The sequence below is a fragment of the Polynucleobacter sp. UB-Piko-W3 genome, from assembly GCF_018881635.1.
Lineage (GTDB): Bacteria > Pseudomonadota > Gammaproteobacteria > Burkholderiales > Burkholderiaceae > Polynucleobacter.
The window spans coordinates 293,391-307,952 of sequence record NZ_JACVPY010000002.1; the positions used below are offsets into that span (position 1 = coordinate 293,391).

The window sequence follows — 14,562 nt, forward strand, 5'->3', positions numbered from 1 at the left end:
CACATGTCGTGGTTACAATGATTTGTGGTCCTAATTCGGGATCAGCCCCAACTACTTACTTGCTTAGGAGTTATTTTGAAAAAATCGTTACTTGCTGGTTTATTTGCCGCAGCTGGCTTAGCTTTTGCAACTTCTTCTTTCGCTCAGGCGCCTGCAAAGATGCTGCCATTGGCTGCTGAAGTGATTGTGCTGACTGCAACTGTTGATTCTGTTGATGTGAAAAAGCGCATCGTTGTATTAAAAGATGCCAATGGTAATTTGGCGCAAATGAACGTTGCTAAAGCAGTCAATGATTTAGATAAAGTTAAAAAGGGTGACGTATTTGTAGTGGAGCATGCCCAAGCGATTGCCGTTGGTTTAACCGCGGCCGGTAAGGATGCTAAGCCAGGTGTTTCTGGTGTCCGCTCTGTAACAGTAGCGGGTAAGGGCTCTGCTAAGCCGTTTGAAGAAATTACCGATACTGTTTATGCAACTGTGAAAATCTCAACAATCAATGCAAAAACACGTATCGTGACTTTCACAATGCCAAGTGGTGAGAAGCAGAAGGTAAAAGTTGACCAAGCTGTTCTCGGTCTTGAGAAATTTAAAGTTGGTGATGACGTCATGGTTGAGTTTGTTGACGACACAGCCATTGGTTTCGTAACACCCAAGAAGTAACAAGCTACTCTGACCAAGCGCCAGAAGCTAGTAAAAAGCCCGCAGATGCGGGCTTTTTCTTTATCTACTAATTCTTAGCATTCGGAAAGAAGAGTTGCTCACCACCAATTTGGTAGCTGGCAATCACATCTTGACCATTCTTAGAGAGCAACCAATCAATAAAGGCTTGTCCCTCGGCTTTTTTCACATGAGGAAACTTCGCTGGATTTACTAGCATCACACCGTATTGATTAAAGAGCTTAGGATCGCCTTGTACTAGGATGACTAAATCACCTCGATTCTTAAAGCTCAGCCAAGTTGCGCGGTCTGCAAGAATATAAGCATTCATAGCGGACGCAGTATTGAGAGCAGGGCCCATACCAGAGCCAGTTTCTTTATACCAAGCTTGAGTTGGTGATACTGTAATGCCCGCACCTTTCCAGTAACGCAACTCAGCTGCATGTGTGCCGCTCTTGTCGCCACGAGAGACAAAAGGAGCTTGTGCAACAGAGATTTTCTGAAGAGCCGCCTGAATATCTTTACTGCCACCCACTTTTGCAGGATCTGACTTCGGTCCAATCAGTACGAAGTCGTTGTACATCACTTCATTGCGTTTAGTTGCAAAGCCTTCCTCAACAAATTTTTCTTCAGCTGGCTTGTCATGAACGAATACGACATCAGCATCTCCACGACGACCAATATCGAGTGCTTGACCCGTTCCTACTGCAACTACTTTGACGCTAATGCCGGTCTTCATCTTCAAGATAGGAAGCATGAATTCAAATAGTCCAGATTGTTCTGTGGAGGTGGTGGATGAGACCACAATACTTTTTTCTTGGGCATAGACCTGGCTACTGTTCATCAAGACTGCTACCAAGACACTAATAAATAGGTTTGAAATGAGCTTTTTCATAAGATTTAATAAGTGGTTGATTAAAAGATAATTCTCGCATACATTAATACTTATTGAATATGCAAAAAATTACATATGCGAATTGAGATCCACCCAACCCTCATTCTTCAATCCCAGACCGAGGAAAAAGGATCTATAGACTTGATTTGGCTTGCAGGCCTCCTCAAAGACATTGGCTATGGCAGCTCTTTAGTGGTTGCTAGTAAAAAATCTGGCACTTCATATAGAGGCGCCTGGGGAAAATTGAATCAGGTGGAAGCAAGCCTTGGCATGCCATTAATAGTGAGGACCAAAGGTCATGGCTCAGTTTTGACTGACTTTGGGGCCTTCTTCATTCAGTTTGTTGATGAAATGCAAGCCGCTCATCGTGAGAGTGGAAACTCTTATCAAGATGTTTTACTAAAAGAAATTAAAAAGATTCAGAAATCAGAAAGTGCTCGTTGGAAATTTCTATCAAGCAGTGATTCAATTATTTCAAGAGCGGTGAGTGAGGTTAAAGGCTTTGATTTAAAAATTGCTGGCTCTGGAGAGTCATTAGAAAAGCTTTTAAATAATGAGGCCCATATTGCTGGCTACCATGTCTCAGACGAAAAAAGTTCAAAGGCTATTCATCGTCGGCTATCTAAATATGAAATACAAATTTATCCCGTGATGAAGCGTACCCAGGGCCTCATTGTCAAAAAAGGCAATCCATTACGAATTCGTTCAATAGATGATTTGGTTGACCGAAAAGTGCGCTTTATTAATCGGCAAATTGGCTCTGGCACAAGACTGCTCTTAGACGCGCTATTAATGGAGGAGGGAATTGAGCCTTCCGATATCAATGGCTACTTACATGAGGAGTTCACTCACTCCGCAGTAGCCAATGCCATCTTGGCTAGTAAGGCCGATGTGGGCATTGGCGTTAAAAATGTGGCTATTGAAAGTGGACTAGGGTTTATTCCTTTGAGGGATGAAATTTTCTTTATCGCCATGCACAAGGAAATGGCATCTCAGTCCGATTCCTCAAAGTTAATTCGCAAAATTCGGAATTATTCTGGGCAGACCCCTGGTTATAAAGCGGTTAGTCTCAACCGCCAGATCGAGGGCTGGTTATAAATGGGTAGCAAAGCTAGAATAAGTTTCATCATGAAACTTCGCCTCTGTTCGCTGCTTGCCTCTTTGCTGTTTACTGCAAGCTTGGCAAGTGCACAAACTACAACGGTCGCTGTTGCTGCCAATATGAAGGATGCTTTTGCCCAGATTAATACAGCATTTAAAGCCGCTGGTAATTCCGATATTCGGATTGTCTATGGATCTTCTGGGAACTTTACTGCGCAGATCATGAATGGCGCACCATTTAACTTATTGATCTCTGCTGATGAACATTTTCCAATTGAGCTTTATAAGAAAGGGAAGGCAATTGATGAGGGTGCCATATACGCTATCGGTAAGTTAGCCATCATCTCCAAAAATTCTGCTGCAATAAGTTTGGCAGATGATAAGGCTGAGCTTGTCAGGGCTATCAACAAGGCTAATAAGATTGCTATTGCTAAGCCTGAGTTAGCGCCTTATGGAAAAGCAGCTATTGAGTATTTGAAGGCGGAAGGACTGTGGGATATCGCTAAAGACAAATTGATCTACGGGGACAATATTGGTATTGCAACCATGTACGTAGTAACGGGCGCAGCTGATTTAGGTTTTACCGCACTATCGTTGGCGAAGTCAGCAGAAGTTGCCAAAGAGACCCATTTCATTTTGGTCAATAGCAAACTTTATGAGCCAATTCAGCAGAGAATGGTTTTAATCAAAGGTGCTCCACGAGAGGCTACAGCTCTTTATCAGTTCATGCAAAGCTCCCAGGCCAAATCCATTCTTCAAAAGTATGGCTACAGCACGCCTTAGCTTTTCTGTTAACTAAAACACTCTCTTTTTTGCTTTAGATCAAAGCTGCAAAGCTTTAACAGGCTCAATATTGCTTTGTAAACACTGGGTCGCCACGAATGATATTCATTCTCATTTGGGGATATAATATCCCTATAAATCACTCAAAAAAGCATATTGAATGAATTTGGAACAAGCTGAACTGGAAAGCCTTTACCGTGTAAGTGAAGTCAATTCTCCTCAAGGCGCCCCACAAATCAAAGGGCAGTTGGAGGACATCGGCTTTTTGCCTGGCGAGCAAGTGACTCTTTTGAGAAAGGGATTGCTTGGTAAGGGCCCTTATATGGTTCGAGTTGGCACATCTACATTTGCTTTGCGTCAGTCTGAGGCGCGCATGATTGAAATTGAGTTATTTGCGCATGACTGAATCTCAAGTCCATTTTTTTTCTAGCGAACCAGTTGTTGCGCTACTAGGCAATCCCAATTGTGGGAAAACGGCTCTATTTAATTTACTCACTGGTAGTCGTCAGAAAGTTGCGAATTATTCTGGCGTCACAGTAGAGCGTAAAGAAGGGCGTTTGACGCTCGAGTCAGGCAAGAACATTCGGATTTTGGATTTACCCGGTGCCTATAGCCTTTATCCAAGATCACTTGATGAGCGCGTCACTTGCAATGTTCTATTGGGTAGAGCAGAAGGTGAGAAGCGCCCTGATTTGGTGGTCTGTGTATTAAGCGCCAGCAACTTGCGCCGTAATCTGCGTTTGGTCTTGGCTGCTAAACGTCTGGGACTGCCTTGCTTGGTTGTGCTGAACATGCTCGATATCGCCAAGCGTCAAGGCCTTCAGATCGATACTGCAGCTCTCTCTCATGAGTTGGGACTACCGGTAGTGACTAGCATTGGCATCCATGCTGATGGCGCTGATGATCTTAAATCTTTCTTATCTAATCTAGATTGGCGTAATTTAAGTGCGCTACAAACAGGCACCAGTGACGCAACGCTAGAAAATGTTGCTTCTCATATTGCTCATACAGAGTCTGACAATATTTTGGTTCAGAAAATTTTACAAAACTTGAAGTTAGATCAAGTTATTCCGGATCATTTAAGTGATCGCTTGGATGCTGTCCTGCTCCATCCGGTGTTTGGCCCCTTAATTTTGATTACGCTATTGTTTTTCATCTTCCAGGCCGTATTTAGTTGGGCAGCTTTGCCAATGGAGTTGATCAAGGCTGCGATTGAGTTTCTGGGTACTCAAATTACGGAGATCCTGCCAAATAATTGGGTACGCAGTTTATTGATTAACGGTATCTTGGCTGGACTCGGTGGTGTAGTGATCTTCTTGCCGCAGATCCTAATTCTGTTTTTCTTTATTCTTTTGCTGGAGGAGTCTGGCTATTTGCCTAGAGCGGCCTATTTACTGGATCGTGTGATGGGCTCGGTTGGTCTCTCTGGTAGATCATTTATTCCGCTTCTGTCTAGTTTTGCCTGCGCTATTCCAGGGATCATGGCAACTAGAAGCATTTCAAATTCACGAGATCGTTTGGTCACTATTTTGATTGCACCCATGATGACTTGCTCAGCACGTTTACCAGTGTACGCATTATTGATCTCCGCTTTTATCCCAGAAAAAAAGCTTTGGGCGAATATTGATTTACAAGGCCTCGTTTTATTCTTACTTTATCTTGCAGGTATTTTAGGTGCGATGGGCGTTGCTTGGATTTTGAAGTATTTCACCAGTGAGCAATTTCGTATGAATGCACTCATGATGGAGTTGCCTAGTTATCACTTGCCACGCCTTGGTAATTTAGCGATTAGCTTGTGGCAGCGTGCAGAAATTTTTCTGCGTCGCGTCGGAGGCATCATTCTCATTATGACAATCGCTTTATGGGCTTTATCGAGCTTTCCACTTCCACCTGAAGGTGCAACAGGTTCAGCTATTCAATATAGCTTTGCAGGTATGTTAGGCCAAGCTCTTGCGCATCTCTTTTCACCTATTGGATTTAACTGGCAAATTAGTATTGCCTTGGTTCCGGGCATGGCAGCACGTGAAGTTGTAGTGAGCTCTCTAGCTACTGTCTATGCTTTATCGAGTGCAAGTGCAGATGCGGCTGAAGCATTGATCCCATTAATTTCTTCCGGTTGGTCATTAGCCACAGCGCTTTCACTCCTGGCTTGGTTTGTATTTGCACCACAGTGCTTATCAACCATTGCTGCAGTAAAGCGTGAAACAGGTGGCTGGAAGATCCCAGTGATCATGCTCAGTTACTTGTTTTGCTTAGCCTATCTAGCCTCCTTTATTACATATCGGATTGCAAGCGCATTTGGTTTAGCTTAGTGATGCACTAATGTTTAAAGCCACCCTAGGGTGGCTTTTATATTTCGATAGTTCTGCTTCTGACTTACTTGGCTACGAAAGTATTTTCCAGTTTGCCGATGCCACCCATTTCAACGACAACAACATCACCGTTTACTAAATACTTAGGCGGCTTAAAGCCAATTCCCACTCCTACAGGAGTACCTGTAGCGATCAAGTCACCTGGGTATAGCGTGATCCCAGCCGAGACAGTAGCAATCATATTGGGGATACCAAAGATTAAATCTTTGGTATTGGAGTTCTGACGCAATTCGCCATTAACCCAGCACTTCACTGAGATATCGTTTGCGTCAACTTCATCTGCTGTCACAACCCATGGACCCATAGGGCAGAAGGTATCAAAGCTTTTACCTAAGAACCATTGCTTATGCCGTTGTTGCCAGTCGCGAGCCGTAACATCATTAATGGCGGTGTAACCCCAAACATGCTTCATAGCATCGGCTTCACTAATACCTTTGCCACCTTTACCGATCACGATTGTTAATTCTGCTTCGTAGTCAATGCAAGTAGACACAGCAGTTGGAATAATCACATTAGTATTTGGGCCAGTGACAGATTCTGGTGGCTTGGTAAAGAAGATGGCGTGACTAGGAATATCTTCGCCTGGTTTGGCGCTGCCATCAAAGCCGCTATTGGAAAACTCTTTTGCATGCTCATGGTAGTTTTTACCAACGCAAAAGATATTGCGGCGCGGCCTTGGTACTGGGGCTAATAAGCGAATATCACTAAATGCATGGGTAGCAATTGATGAGGGCGTCTTACCAGCCAAATCGGCGCGCAAAATAGCAACGATCCCATCCTCGCTTACATCGACCCCAAGATCAAGCTCTTGCACTGTCTTGCCATCGGCAGAAATGGTGCCAACGCGTGTCTTGTCTGGCTCTTTTGCTAAAGAAAATGCTGCGTATTTCATGATGGTGATCTCCAGTGGGGGCTATATCTATGCCAACTCTTGTAGTAGGATAAAGACCATAAATAATAACCAAATAACAAATATGAGACAAAAAACGAATATGAGCCGTCTGCTAGCCTTTGTAGGAGCTTGTTTTCTGGTTGGTTCCGTATTCGGGCAGGAAGCTTGGCCTACGCGCCCCATTACGATGGTGGTACCTTTTCCTCCAGGCGGAGTAGCCGATACTGTTGGCAGGCCAGTAGCTGAAGCCTTGTCTCGAAGCTTAGGTCAATCTGTGATTGTTGAGAATAAGCCGGGCGCTGGTGGCGGTATTGGAATGGCTGCTGTGGCTAAGTCAAAACCAGATGGCTATACGATTCTCATGGCCCTATCTTCCATTTCCATCATTCCTGAGGCGGATAAAGTTGTTGGCCGCGAACAATCATTCCAATTAAATCAGTTAAAGCCGATTGCACGATTCACAGCTGACCCTACTGTCTTGGTAGTGAGGGCTGATAGTCCATGGAAGGATTACAAATCTTTTATAGCGGCAATGCGCGCTAATCCAGGTAAATATAACTTCGGCTCCTCGGGTAATTATGGAACGATGCATGTTCCGATGGAGATGCTCAAGGCCTCAGAAAAGTTTTATATGGTTCATATTCCTTATACGGGAGCTGGCCCAGCCATCGTAGGATTATTGGGTGGGCAGGTTGATGCAATTGCTACTGGCCCTTCTTCGATTGTGCAGCAGATCAAAGCCGGCAAGGTGCGAGCGTTGGCACACTGGGGTGATGGTAGATTGGCGAGTATGCCCGAGGTACCTAGTTTTAAGGAGATGGGCGTCAAGATTGAATTTTCTCAATGGGCTGGTTTGTTTGTTCCCAGCGCAACCCCTGAATACATTACCAATAAGTTACGCGATGCAGCCAAGCAGGCGGCCACTGATGAACGGGTTCGTTCGGTCATTAACAGTGCTGGTAGCCCCATTCAATATATGGATGCACCTGAATTTAAAGTCTATTGGGATAAAGAGTCAGCGCAAATGGGGGATGTTGTCAGAAAGATTGGAAAGGTCGAGTAATGAAAAAAAGTTTCATTACCGCTCTCTTTGCCGTAGCTATTCAAGCTCATGCTGCGAGTGTTCAAGAACAAATGGAGCAAAATCCCGCCGTCAAGATCGCAGTTGAGGAACTGGTCATTGCAAATCATATTTTGTATGATCAAAATGCGGTGGATGGTTATGGGCATATTAGTGTTCGCAATCCAGCAAATCCTAATACCTTCTTTTTAGCCAGAAGCGTCGCGCCTTCAGTAGTGAAAGTCCAAGACATCATGGAATTTGATATGAATGGCAAAGCCTTAAATGGCGATACCCGAGTTGCCTATGGTGAACGATTTATCCATAGTGGAATTCTGAGGAATCGCCCTGATATTAATTCAGTTATTCATGGTCATGCCTCACCCATTCTGTCATATGGTTTAACTGGCGTACCTTTGAGACCGGTTTATCACATGAGTGCCTTCTTGGGTGAGGGCGCGCCTATATTTGAGATCCGTAATTTTGCTAAACCAAATCCAGATACAGATATGTTTGTGAGTAATTCAGATTTAGGCGATGCCTTGTCTCAAACGATGGGTTTGCAATACTTTGTATTGATGCGTGGTCATGGTTATGCTGCTGGAGCTGACTCAATCAAGAAGGCGGTATTTAGAACGGTCTACGCCATTCAGAATGCGAGCATTCAGGCAGAAGCAATGAAGATGGGTCAGGTTCAGTACTTGACCCCTGGAGAAGCGACAACTTCTAAAGAAACAATCGAAAAAACGATTGGGCGTCCATGGCAACTCTGGACTGAGCGCGTTAAACAATCACAATAACTTTGCCAGGAAAATATGGATATGAAGATACAAAAATCAGCCTCATTTATCGCCTTAGTAGCCTTACTATTTTCTGGATCAGCTTTTGCTCAATCTGGTGAAGCCACATACAAGCAGGTCTGCATGAGCTGCCATGGAGCTGGTGTTCTGAATGCGCCCAAGCTGGGTGATAAGGCAAAGTGGGCGCCACTCATTGCTGAGGGACAAGTTACCCTTACTGCGCATGGTTATGTTGGCGTTCGTTCCATGCCTGCTAAAGGAGGCAATCCTAATTTAAGTATTGAGGGGTTTGCTGACGCATTGGTTTATATGGTGAATAACTCTGGCGGCAACTGGAAGTCGCCTAATCCTCAAACGATTGCAGCGATTAATAAAGAAGTGGAAGCTCGTAAAGCAGGGTTAAACAAGAAGTAGTAAACAAACTTAGCACCAAGGATCACCCTTGGCGCTAAATCTCATGATTTAGTCTGCTTTAATTCCAGCATCTTTAATGACCTTGCCCCACATATTCAATTCTCTGTGAATACGCTTTGCAGAATCAGCGGGTGTTAGGTAGTTCACATATACACCAGCAGCCAACATACGTTCTTGTACATCTGGGCGCTGCAAAATTACTTTGATATCTGCATTCAGTTTGTCAATGATGGGTTTGGGCGTTGCTGCAGGAGCCAAAATTCCGAACATACTCACGACATCAAAGTTCGGCAAGCCAGTAGCTTCAGTAACGGTAGGCACATCCGGCAATTGACCAATCCGTTTCGCAGTAGTTACCGCTAAAGCTCTTAATTGACCAGCCTGAATAAATTGCAGTGCTGCAGGTACTGTCTCAGACATACTGAGTACTTGACCACCAACGAGGTCTGTCATCGCTGGACCACTACCCTTATAAGGCACGTGTAAAAGATCTAAGCCCAATTGCGCGCGGAACATTTCCATTGCTAGGCGTTGTGGTGCTCCTGCGCCAGAGGAGGCGAAAGTGAGTTTGCCAGGATTGGCTTTAGCATAAGCAATAAATTCCTTCATATTCTTTACGGGAACCGAAGGGTTAACAACAAACACTAGTGGCACTACACCAACTACACCAACGGGTGTGAAATCTTTTTCTAGGTTGTACTTAATGCCATCTTTGTTCAGATTGGTATTAATAGCGTGCGATGTGAGTGCACCCATGAGCAATGTGTAACCATCGGCTGGAGACTTGGCCACTAAGTCCGCGCCAATATTGCCGCTATCTCCTGAGCGATTATCGGGTACCACTTGCTGACCTAGTGATTTGGATAACTCTTGCGCCATGATGCGACCAATCACGTCAGTCGCACCTCCTGGAGGGAAGGGAATGACTATACGAATTTGTTTATCTGGGTAATTCTTAATAGCTGCATCACCTTGGGCATAGGCATTAGCTAAAACAGCAGTCGCGCAAAGTGTAATAAAAAGGGATTTTTGGATTAGTTGTCTCATGGCTTATTTTTAATATAGGTTTGTAAGGCAAGCTTGTATTATGACCAGAATTGGAGTTTCTGCGCTAGATCAATGAATGTTTCATTTCATTAATTACAATGGATTCATGAACCTTGAGCCCCACCAGATTGAAGTCATTGGTTATTGTGCCGCATTCTTGACCACGTTCGCCTTTTTGCCGCAGGCAATACAGTCCTGGCGGACTCGGGATTTATCAGGCGTATCTCTGGGCATGTACTCCCTATTTACAGCTGGGGTAGGGCTCTGGCTGATTTATGGGCTCATTATTGAGAAGTGGCCCCTGATATTGGCCAATGCTTTGACCTTTGCTTTGGCTCTGAGCATCTTGTTACTAAAATTGCGTCATACTTCTCTACATCGTAAATAGAGACTAATCCATAGGATTTGATAGAAAGGGTTTTATGAGTTCAGCGTTTGTGATTGATCCACCAGCAGTGATATCTTTACCAGTTACTGGTGATACTCGCCGTTTTGCAGTAAATCGGATTTACTGTGTTGGTCGGAATTATGCAGATCATGCGCGTGAGATGGGCCATGATCCAGATCGTGAGCCACCATTCTTTTTTATGAAGCCAGCTAACTCTATCGTGACCGATGGAAAAGATATGGCGTACCCCAATTTATCAAAAGATGTACATCACGAAATTGAAATGGTCGTTGCCATTGGCAAAGGCGGTGCAAATATCCCTGCTGATAAAGCCTTAGACCATGTTTATGGTTACGGTGTTGGTTTGGATATGACAAGACGTGATCTACAAGGTGAGGCCAAGAAAATGGGGCGTCCTTGGGACACAGGAAAAGCATTTGACCAATCAGCCCCTTGCGGTGAAATTACCCCGGTAACTCAATGTGGCCATCCAGCAAAAGGCACTGTCAAACTTTTAGTGAATGGTGAAGTGCGTCAAGAGGGTGATTTAAACCAGCTGATCTGGAATGTGCCTGACACCATTGCCTATCTCTCTACCTTATTTACTTTAGAAGCAGGCGATTTAATCTACTCAGGTACTCCAGCTGGAGTTGGCCCGATCAAGAAGGGCGATGTACTTGAGGGAAGCGTCGAGGGCTTAATCAATCTCAAAACAAAGATTCTGTAATGAATACATCCTTTAATAAGTCGATTCTGAGAACCATTGGTTTAGTTTGCGCTACCTCGCTACTATTGGCAGCATGTGCCAGTACAGAGCAGGCTGTAGTCAGTTCTCCAGCTCCAACTCCAGCTAGCTTGTATACCAATGCAGCACCGTTGGATCTACGTTTAAGTACTTGGCCCTATCCCTACGCGACTAAAGAATTCAAAACCAGTTTGCAAGGTCAGCCTGCGACGATGGTTTATATGGATGTGCCTGCTATTGGTAAGCAAAAGGGTGTAGTGCTCTTGTTCCATGGCAAGAATTTTTCTAGCGATTATTGGGCTCCTACGATTGCTGGGCTAACACAAGCTGGATATCGTGTAGTTGCTCCAGATCAAATTGGTTTTGGTAAGTCTTCTAAGCCAGATGTGGCATATCACTTTGATGATTTAGCTGCTAATACCAAAGCGTTATTGCAGTCGCTCAATGTCAAGCAGGTTTCAGTCATTGCTAATTCGATGGGTGGTATGGTTGGCGTGCGATTTGCCCGCTTGTACCCGAATATGGTGCAAAAGCTTGTTCTCGAAAATCCTTTGGGTCTTGAGGATTACAGCAAAGATATTCCGCCACAGCAAAATGACAATTTGCTCAAGTTAGAGATGGCGCAGACTGAAGTGAGCTATCGCCGTTTCTTGCAAACCTACTTCCCAACTTGGCAACCGAGTTATGAAAAGTTTGTAGAAGTGTATGTGCGCGTACAAAAAGGATCTGACTATCCTGCTTACGCTAAAACTTCTGTCTTAACTTATCAGATGATTGCAGAAAAACCTGTTGTCAATGATTTGCCACAATTGAAGATGCCTGTATTGTTGGTGATTGGTCAAAAAGATAGAACGGTCTTTGGTCGCCGTTTTGCTCCACCGGAAGCGGTGAAGTCATTGGGTAACTTTCCAGAGCTAGGTAAAAAGGCGCAAGCTGCAATACCGAATGCAAAGCTGGTACCTATTGATAATGTTGGTCATGTGCCCCATGTGGAAGTCCCAGATCTCTTTGTAAAAACAGTAGTAGAGTTTTTAAACTCAAAGAACTGATCAGTAGATTACCCTTTCTCCAAGATGGCTTAAGCTAGCCATCATTTGGGTCTACTGCACTAGAATTCTCTTATGTATATGTTCTTACCTTTTCTGACAGCATTGATCGGACTGATTTTGGTTTGGTTTGATAAGCGCATTGCTGGCTTAATCCTCTTAGCCATTACTGTTGGGCTTCTGGCTGCTTGGTTCTACTTGCATGCAAGCACTCATCTTAATATCAGCTTATGAGTAATCTTTCTTTTCCCTCACTAGCTGCGCTTGGCAATCAACTAGCATTACTTGCGGTAATCAGTGTCTTGTCATATGCCTTTGTTGATCAACTGTATTTTGGTGAATTGCCTTGCCCATTATGTCTCATGCAGCGCATCGGGTTTGTCATCATTGGCTTTGCCTTAGTTTTGAATATTCGCTGTGGCACCCACGCGGCACATTATGGTTGGGGCATCATCGGTGGATTAGTAGGAATGATGGTTTCTTTGCGCCAAGTACTGTTGCATGTTCTACCGGGCGATAAGGGTTATGGCTCTACCTTTCTGGAGTTGCATTTTTATACCTGGGCCTTTGTGGGTTATATGGGGCTTTTACTAGGCCTTGCAATTTTACTGATACTGCCAAATCGTGAAGTCCGCTCTCGCTCTATGTTCGCCAATGTTTTGGTGATGATCTTGATCCTATTAGTGGCAGGCAATCTGATATCTACGCTACTCGAGTGTGGCCTTGGTCCATGCGCTGATGATCCTGTGAAGTATGAGGGCTGGCTCTGGTTGCGTAATCGCTTTGGCTTTTAACTAAGTTAATGATGCTATTTTCTAGGCTCATGAAAAGCCTCTTCGTTCTTCTGTTTTTCTGGCTTGGCATATCGACTGCTCATGCACAAGCAAAGACGGCTTGGCCCAAGCAAGCCATTCGGATTATTGTGACTTTTACACCTGGTGGCGCACCCGATATCTTGGCGCGCGTCTTAGCTGAAAATTGGCAGCAAACTCTGGGTGTCCCAGTGCTCGTTGAAAATCGTCCAGGCTATGGTGGCAATATTGGTGCAGATTTAGTTGCTAAGAGCGAACCTGACGGCTATACCTTACTGATTGGTACCGTGGGTATTCATGCGATTAATGGCGCTCTTTATGAAAAGATGCCTTTTGATCCAGTGAAAGATTTCACGCCGATTAGTTTCTTGGCGAGTACTCCCAATGTATTGATTGTGAATAATCAATTAGGCATTAGCAATATTCATGAATTAATTGAGCTTGCAAAAGCTAAGCCAAATCAATTAACCTTCGGCTCTTCAGGAGTCGGTACTTCTTTGCATATGTCTGGTGAGCTCTTTAAAGAAATGGCCAGAATCAATATTCGCCATATTCCTTATAAGGGGCGCGCTCAGTCATTACCAGATTTAGTCAGCGGACGTATCTCGATGCTCTTTGATAATCTATCTTCCTCATTGCCATTGATTAAAGCAGGGGAGGTGCAGGCTATAGGTGTCACGACATTAAAACGCTCGCCTGCTGCCCCAGAAATTCCAACCTTGGCCGAACAGGGTTTGCCAGGTTTTGAAGCAGTTTCGTGGTTTTCCTTAATGGCCCCAGCAAATTTGCCACCAGCCATTCAAAAACGTCTTAACCAGTTAACTAAACAAGCTTTAGAAAGCCCAGATATAAAAAATAGACTCTTAGTTGGTGGTTTGGATCCTGCTCCTAGTAGCCCTGAAGACCTTTCTAAATTGATTGCAAAAGAATCCCGCAAGTGGAGTAGAGTGGTTCAGCAGTCAGGCGCTAAAGCTGAGCCGTAATTTCTGATTTTCTTGTCAGCTTAAACAGATTTGAGGCGTTATTGGTAGTGAGGCTAGTTAAAATTAAATGAGAGCTTCAAAGAAGTGTCAGACCAAATTTAGGGGGTCGATCATGAAAAAAATCAATCAATTTAGTATCTTAGGAGTTGCCTTAGCTTCATTATTGCTAGCTTCACCAGCTACTACCCAAGCGGGTAACGTAGGCTGGAATGTATCCGTGGGTGGCGGTTATGGCGGTGGCTGGCGTCCAGCAGCTTATGGTCCAGGCTGGGGTCCAGGATGGCGAGGCAATTGGGCATATGGCGGTTCTTATTACGGACCTTATGGAGGCTACTATGCTCCTCCAGTCGTTTATGCCCCACCAGTAACTTATATGCCCCCTCCTCAACCAATGGTTTTGGCGGCACAACCACAGCCTGCAGTTTGGTATTACTGCCAAGCGAGTGGCCAGTATTTTCCATATGTACAAGAGTGCTCTACTGGCTGGCAAGCAGAGCCTGCAACACCGCCCACTAGCAGTGCTCAGCCCAAACGACCACAACACTAAAAAAGATTCTGAAAATTTTAAGG

Annotated in this window: 18 protein-coding genes; 15 read left to right on the forward strand and 3 right to left on the reverse strand. The window is 44.4% G+C overall.

Features of this window, described 5'->3' with window-relative positions:
- Positions 1 to 75 precede the first annotated feature (75 nt).
- Positions 76 to 657: a hypothetical protein gene (locus ICN31_RS01790; protein ID WP_255530869.1), complete on the forward strand. Its 582-nt coding sequence runs from the start codon at positions 76 to 78 to the stop codon at positions 655 to 657.
- A gap of 67 nt (positions 658 to 724) precedes the next feature.
- On the opposite strand, the gene ICN31_RS01795 is transcribed toward ICN31_RS01790, so the two are convergent.
- On the reverse strand, positions 725 to 1,549 hold the full coding sequence (locus ICN31_RS01795) for an extracellular solute-binding protein (protein ID WP_216258013.1): 825 nt from the start codon (positions 1,547 to 1,549) through the stop codon (positions 725 to 727).
- Between the two features lie 75 nt (positions 1,550 to 1,624).
- Here ICN31_RS01795 and ICN31_RS01800 point away from each other — a divergent pair, with 75 nt between their 5' ends.
- The 4 genes from ICN31_RS01800 (at position 1,625) to ICN31_RS01815 (ending at position 5,745) form a co-directional block, all read left to right on the forward strand.
- A complete protein-coding gene (locus tag ICN31_RS01800; protein ID WP_216258015.1) occupies positions 1,625 to 2,647 on the forward strand; it encodes a substrate-binding domain-containing protein in 1,023 nt (340 codons plus the stop codon).
- 30 nt (positions 2,648 to 2,677) lie between these two features.
- Complete coding sequence (gene modA / locus ICN31_RS01805; RefSeq protein WP_255530871.1) at positions 2,678 to 3,433, forward strand: molybdate ABC transporter substrate-binding protein; 756 nt, start codon at positions 2,678 to 2,680, stop codon at positions 3,431 to 3,433.
- Between the two features lie 160 nt (positions 3,434 to 3,593).
- Positions 3,594 to 3,839 carry a FeoA family protein gene (locus ICN31_RS01810; RefSeq protein WP_216258017.1) on the forward strand — a complete coding sequence of 82 codons (246 nt, stop codon included), beginning with the start codon at positions 3,594 to 3,596 and terminating at the stop codon, positions 3,837 to 3,839.
- Complete coding sequence (locus ICN31_RS01815) at positions 3,832 to 5,745, forward strand: ferrous iron transporter B (protein WP_216258019.1); 1,914 nt, start codon at positions 3,832 to 3,834, stop codon at positions 5,743 to 5,745. Before ICN31_RS01810 ends, ICN31_RS01815 begins: the two co-directional genes overlap by 8 nt.
- A 64-nt stretch (positions 5,746 to 5,809) precedes the next feature.
- On the opposite strand, the gene ICN31_RS01820 is transcribed toward ICN31_RS01815, so the two are convergent.
- The gene (locus tag ICN31_RS01820) at positions 5,810 to 6,697 is read right to left on the reverse strand and encodes a fumarylacetoacetate hydrolase family protein (RefSeq protein ID WP_216258021.1); all 888 of its coding nucleotides are present in this window, start codon (positions 6,695 to 6,697) and stop codon (positions 5,810 to 5,812) included.
- A gap of 100 nt (positions 6,698 to 6,797) precedes the next feature.
- Here ICN31_RS01820 and ICN31_RS01825 point away from each other — a divergent pair, with 100 nt between their 5' ends.
- From ICN31_RS01825 to ICN31_RS01835, 3 genes are read left to right on the forward strand one after another with little or no spacing between them, the layout of a single operon-like run.
- Positions 6,798 to 7,760: a tripartite tricarboxylate transporter substrate binding protein gene (locus tag ICN31_RS01825; protein ID WP_255530872.1), complete on the forward strand. Its 963-nt coding sequence runs from the start codon at positions 6,798 to 6,800 to the stop codon at positions 7,758 to 7,760.
- Positions 7,760 to 8,557 (forward strand): class II aldolase/adducin family protein, encoded by a 798-nt coding sequence (locus tag ICN31_RS01830; RefSeq protein WP_216258025.1) that lies wholly within the window; start codon positions 7,760 to 7,762, stop codon positions 8,555 to 8,557. Before ICN31_RS01825 ends, ICN31_RS01830 begins: the two co-directional genes overlap by 1 nt.
- Before the next feature lie 21 nt (positions 8,558 to 8,578).
- Positions 8,579 to 8,971, forward strand: coding sequence for a cytochrome c5 family protein (locus ICN31_RS01835; RefSeq protein ID WP_255530873.1), 393 nt, complete (start codon positions 8,579 to 8,581; stop codon positions 8,969 to 8,971).
- 48 nt (positions 8,972 to 9,019) lie between these two features.
- Here ICN31_RS01835 and ICN31_RS01840 read toward each other — a convergent pair whose 3' ends face one another.
- Positions 9,020 to 10,018, reverse strand: a complete 999-nt coding sequence (locus tag ICN31_RS01840) for a tripartite tricarboxylate transporter substrate binding protein (RefSeq protein ID WP_216258029.1) — start codon at positions 10,016 to 10,018, stop codon at positions 9,020 to 9,022.
- A gap of 106 nt (positions 10,019 to 10,124) precedes the next feature.
- Between ICN31_RS01840 and ICN31_RS01845 the strand changes: the two genes are divergently transcribed.
- The 7 genes from ICN31_RS01845 to ICN31_RS01875 all read left to right on the forward strand — a co-directional run bounded on the left by ICN31_RS01845 (position 10,125) and on the right by ICN31_RS01875 (position 14,539).
- Positions 10,125 to 10,406, forward strand: coding sequence for a SemiSWEET transporter (locus ICN31_RS01845; protein WP_216258031.1), 282 nt, complete (start codon positions 10,125 to 10,127; stop codon positions 10,404 to 10,406).
- A 34-nt stretch (positions 10,407 to 10,440) separates the two neighbouring features.
- Entirely contained in the window at positions 10,441 to 11,133 is a 693-nt protein-coding gene (locus ICN31_RS01850; RefSeq protein ID WP_216258033.1) for a fumarylacetoacetate hydrolase family protein, read from the forward strand.
- Positions 11,133 to 12,200 carry an alpha/beta fold hydrolase gene (locus ICN31_RS01855; RefSeq protein ID WP_216258036.1) on the forward strand — a complete coding sequence of 356 codons (1,068 nt, stop codon included), beginning with the start codon at positions 11,133 to 11,135 and terminating at the stop codon, positions 12,198 to 12,200. The genes ICN31_RS01850 and ICN31_RS01855 overlap by 1 nt, the downstream gene beginning before the upstream one ends.
- A 72-nt stretch (positions 12,201 to 12,272) precedes the next feature.
- Entirely contained in the window at positions 12,273 to 12,431 is a 159-nt protein-coding gene (locus tag ICN31_RS01860) for a DUF5993 family protein (protein WP_216258038.1), read from the forward strand.
- Positions 12,428 to 12,991 (forward strand): disulfide bond formation protein B, encoded by a 564-nt coding sequence (locus ICN31_RS01865; protein WP_216258040.1) that lies wholly within the window; start codon positions 12,428 to 12,430, stop codon positions 12,989 to 12,991. Before ICN31_RS01860 ends, ICN31_RS01865 begins: the two co-directional genes overlap by 4 nt.
- A 29-nt stretch (positions 12,992 to 13,020) precedes the next feature.
- Positions 13,021 to 13,992 (forward strand): tripartite tricarboxylate transporter substrate binding protein, encoded by a 972-nt coding sequence (locus tag ICN31_RS01870; RefSeq protein WP_255530874.1) that lies wholly within the window; start codon positions 13,021 to 13,023, stop codon positions 13,990 to 13,992.
- A 112-nt stretch (positions 13,993 to 14,104) separates the two neighbouring features.
- Entirely contained in the window at positions 14,105 to 14,539 is a 435-nt protein-coding gene (locus ICN31_RS01875; RefSeq protein WP_216258044.1) for a hypothetical protein, read from the forward strand.
- Positions 14,540 to 14,562: the final 23 nt, after the last annotated feature.

What these genes read in the sequence shown, in the direction of transcription:
- ICN31_RS01820 (WP_216258021.1), bottom strand. Translation starts at nt 6,697, where the DNA reads ATGAAATACGCAGCATTTTCTTTAGCAAAAGAGCCAGACAAGACACGC.
- ICN31_RS01815 (WP_216258019.1), top strand. Translation starts at nt 3,832, where the DNA reads ATGACTGAATCTCAAGTCCATTTTTTTTCTAGCGAACCAGTTGTTGCG.
- ICN31_RS01870 (WP_255530874.1), top strand. Translation starts at nt 13,021, where the DNA reads ATGAAAAGCCTCTTCGTTCTTCTGTTTTTCTGGCTTGGCATATCGACT.
- ICN31_RS01855 (WP_216258036.1), top strand. Translation starts at nt 11,133, where the DNA reads ATGAATACATCCTTTAATAAGTCGATTCTGAGAACCATTGGTTTAGTT.
- ICN31_RS01835 (WP_255530873.1), top strand. Translation starts at nt 8,579, where the DNA reads ATGAAGATACAAAAATCAGCCTCATTTATCGCCTTAGTAGCCTTACTA.
- ICN31_RS01875 (WP_216258044.1), top strand. Translation starts at nt 14,105, where the DNA reads ATGAAAAAAATCAATCAATTTAGTATCTTAGGAGTTGCCTTAGCTTCA.
- ICN31_RS01865 (WP_216258040.1), top strand. Translation starts at nt 12,428, where the DNA reads ATGAGTAATCTTTCTTTTCCCTCACTAGCTGCGCTTGGCAATCAACTA.
- ICN31_RS01800 (WP_216258015.1), top strand. Translation starts at nt 1,625, where the DNA reads ATGCGAATTGAGATCCACCCAACCCTCATTCTTCAATCCCAGACCGAG.
- ICN31_RS01840 (WP_216258029.1), bottom strand. Translation starts at nt 10,018, where the DNA reads ATGAGACAACTAATCCAAAAATCCCTTTTTATTACACTTTGCGCGACT.
- ICN31_RS01845 (WP_216258031.1), top strand. Translation starts at nt 10,125, where the DNA reads ATGAACCTTGAGCCCCACCAGATTGAAGTCATTGGTTATTGTGCCGCA.
- ICN31_RS01860 (WP_216258038.1), top strand. Translation starts at nt 12,273, where the DNA reads ATGTATATGTTCTTACCTTTTCTGACAGCATTGATCGGACTGATTTTG.
- ICN31_RS01825 (WP_255530872.1), top strand. Translation starts at nt 6,798, where the DNA reads ATGAGCCGTCTGCTAGCCTTTGTAGGAGCTTGTTTTCTGGTTGGTTCC.
- ICN31_RS01830 (WP_216258025.1), top strand. Translation starts at nt 7,760, where the DNA reads ATGAAAAAAAGTTTCATTACCGCTCTCTTTGCCGTAGCTATTCAAGCT.
- ICN31_RS01795 (WP_216258013.1), bottom strand. Translation starts at nt 1,549, where the DNA reads ATGAAAAAGCTCATTTCAAACCTATTTATTAGTGTCTTGGTAGCAGTC.
- ICN31_RS01810 (WP_216258017.1), top strand. Translation starts at nt 3,594, where the DNA reads ATGAATTTGGAACAAGCTGAACTGGAAAGCCTTTACCGTGTAAGTGAA.
- modA (WP_255530871.1), top strand. Translation starts at nt 2,678, where the DNA reads ATGAAACTTCGCCTCTGTTCGCTGCTTGCCTCTTTGCTGTTTACTGCA.
- ICN31_RS01850 (WP_216258033.1), top strand. Translation starts at nt 10,441, where the DNA reads ATGAGTTCAGCGTTTGTGATTGATCCACCAGCAGTGATATCTTTACCA.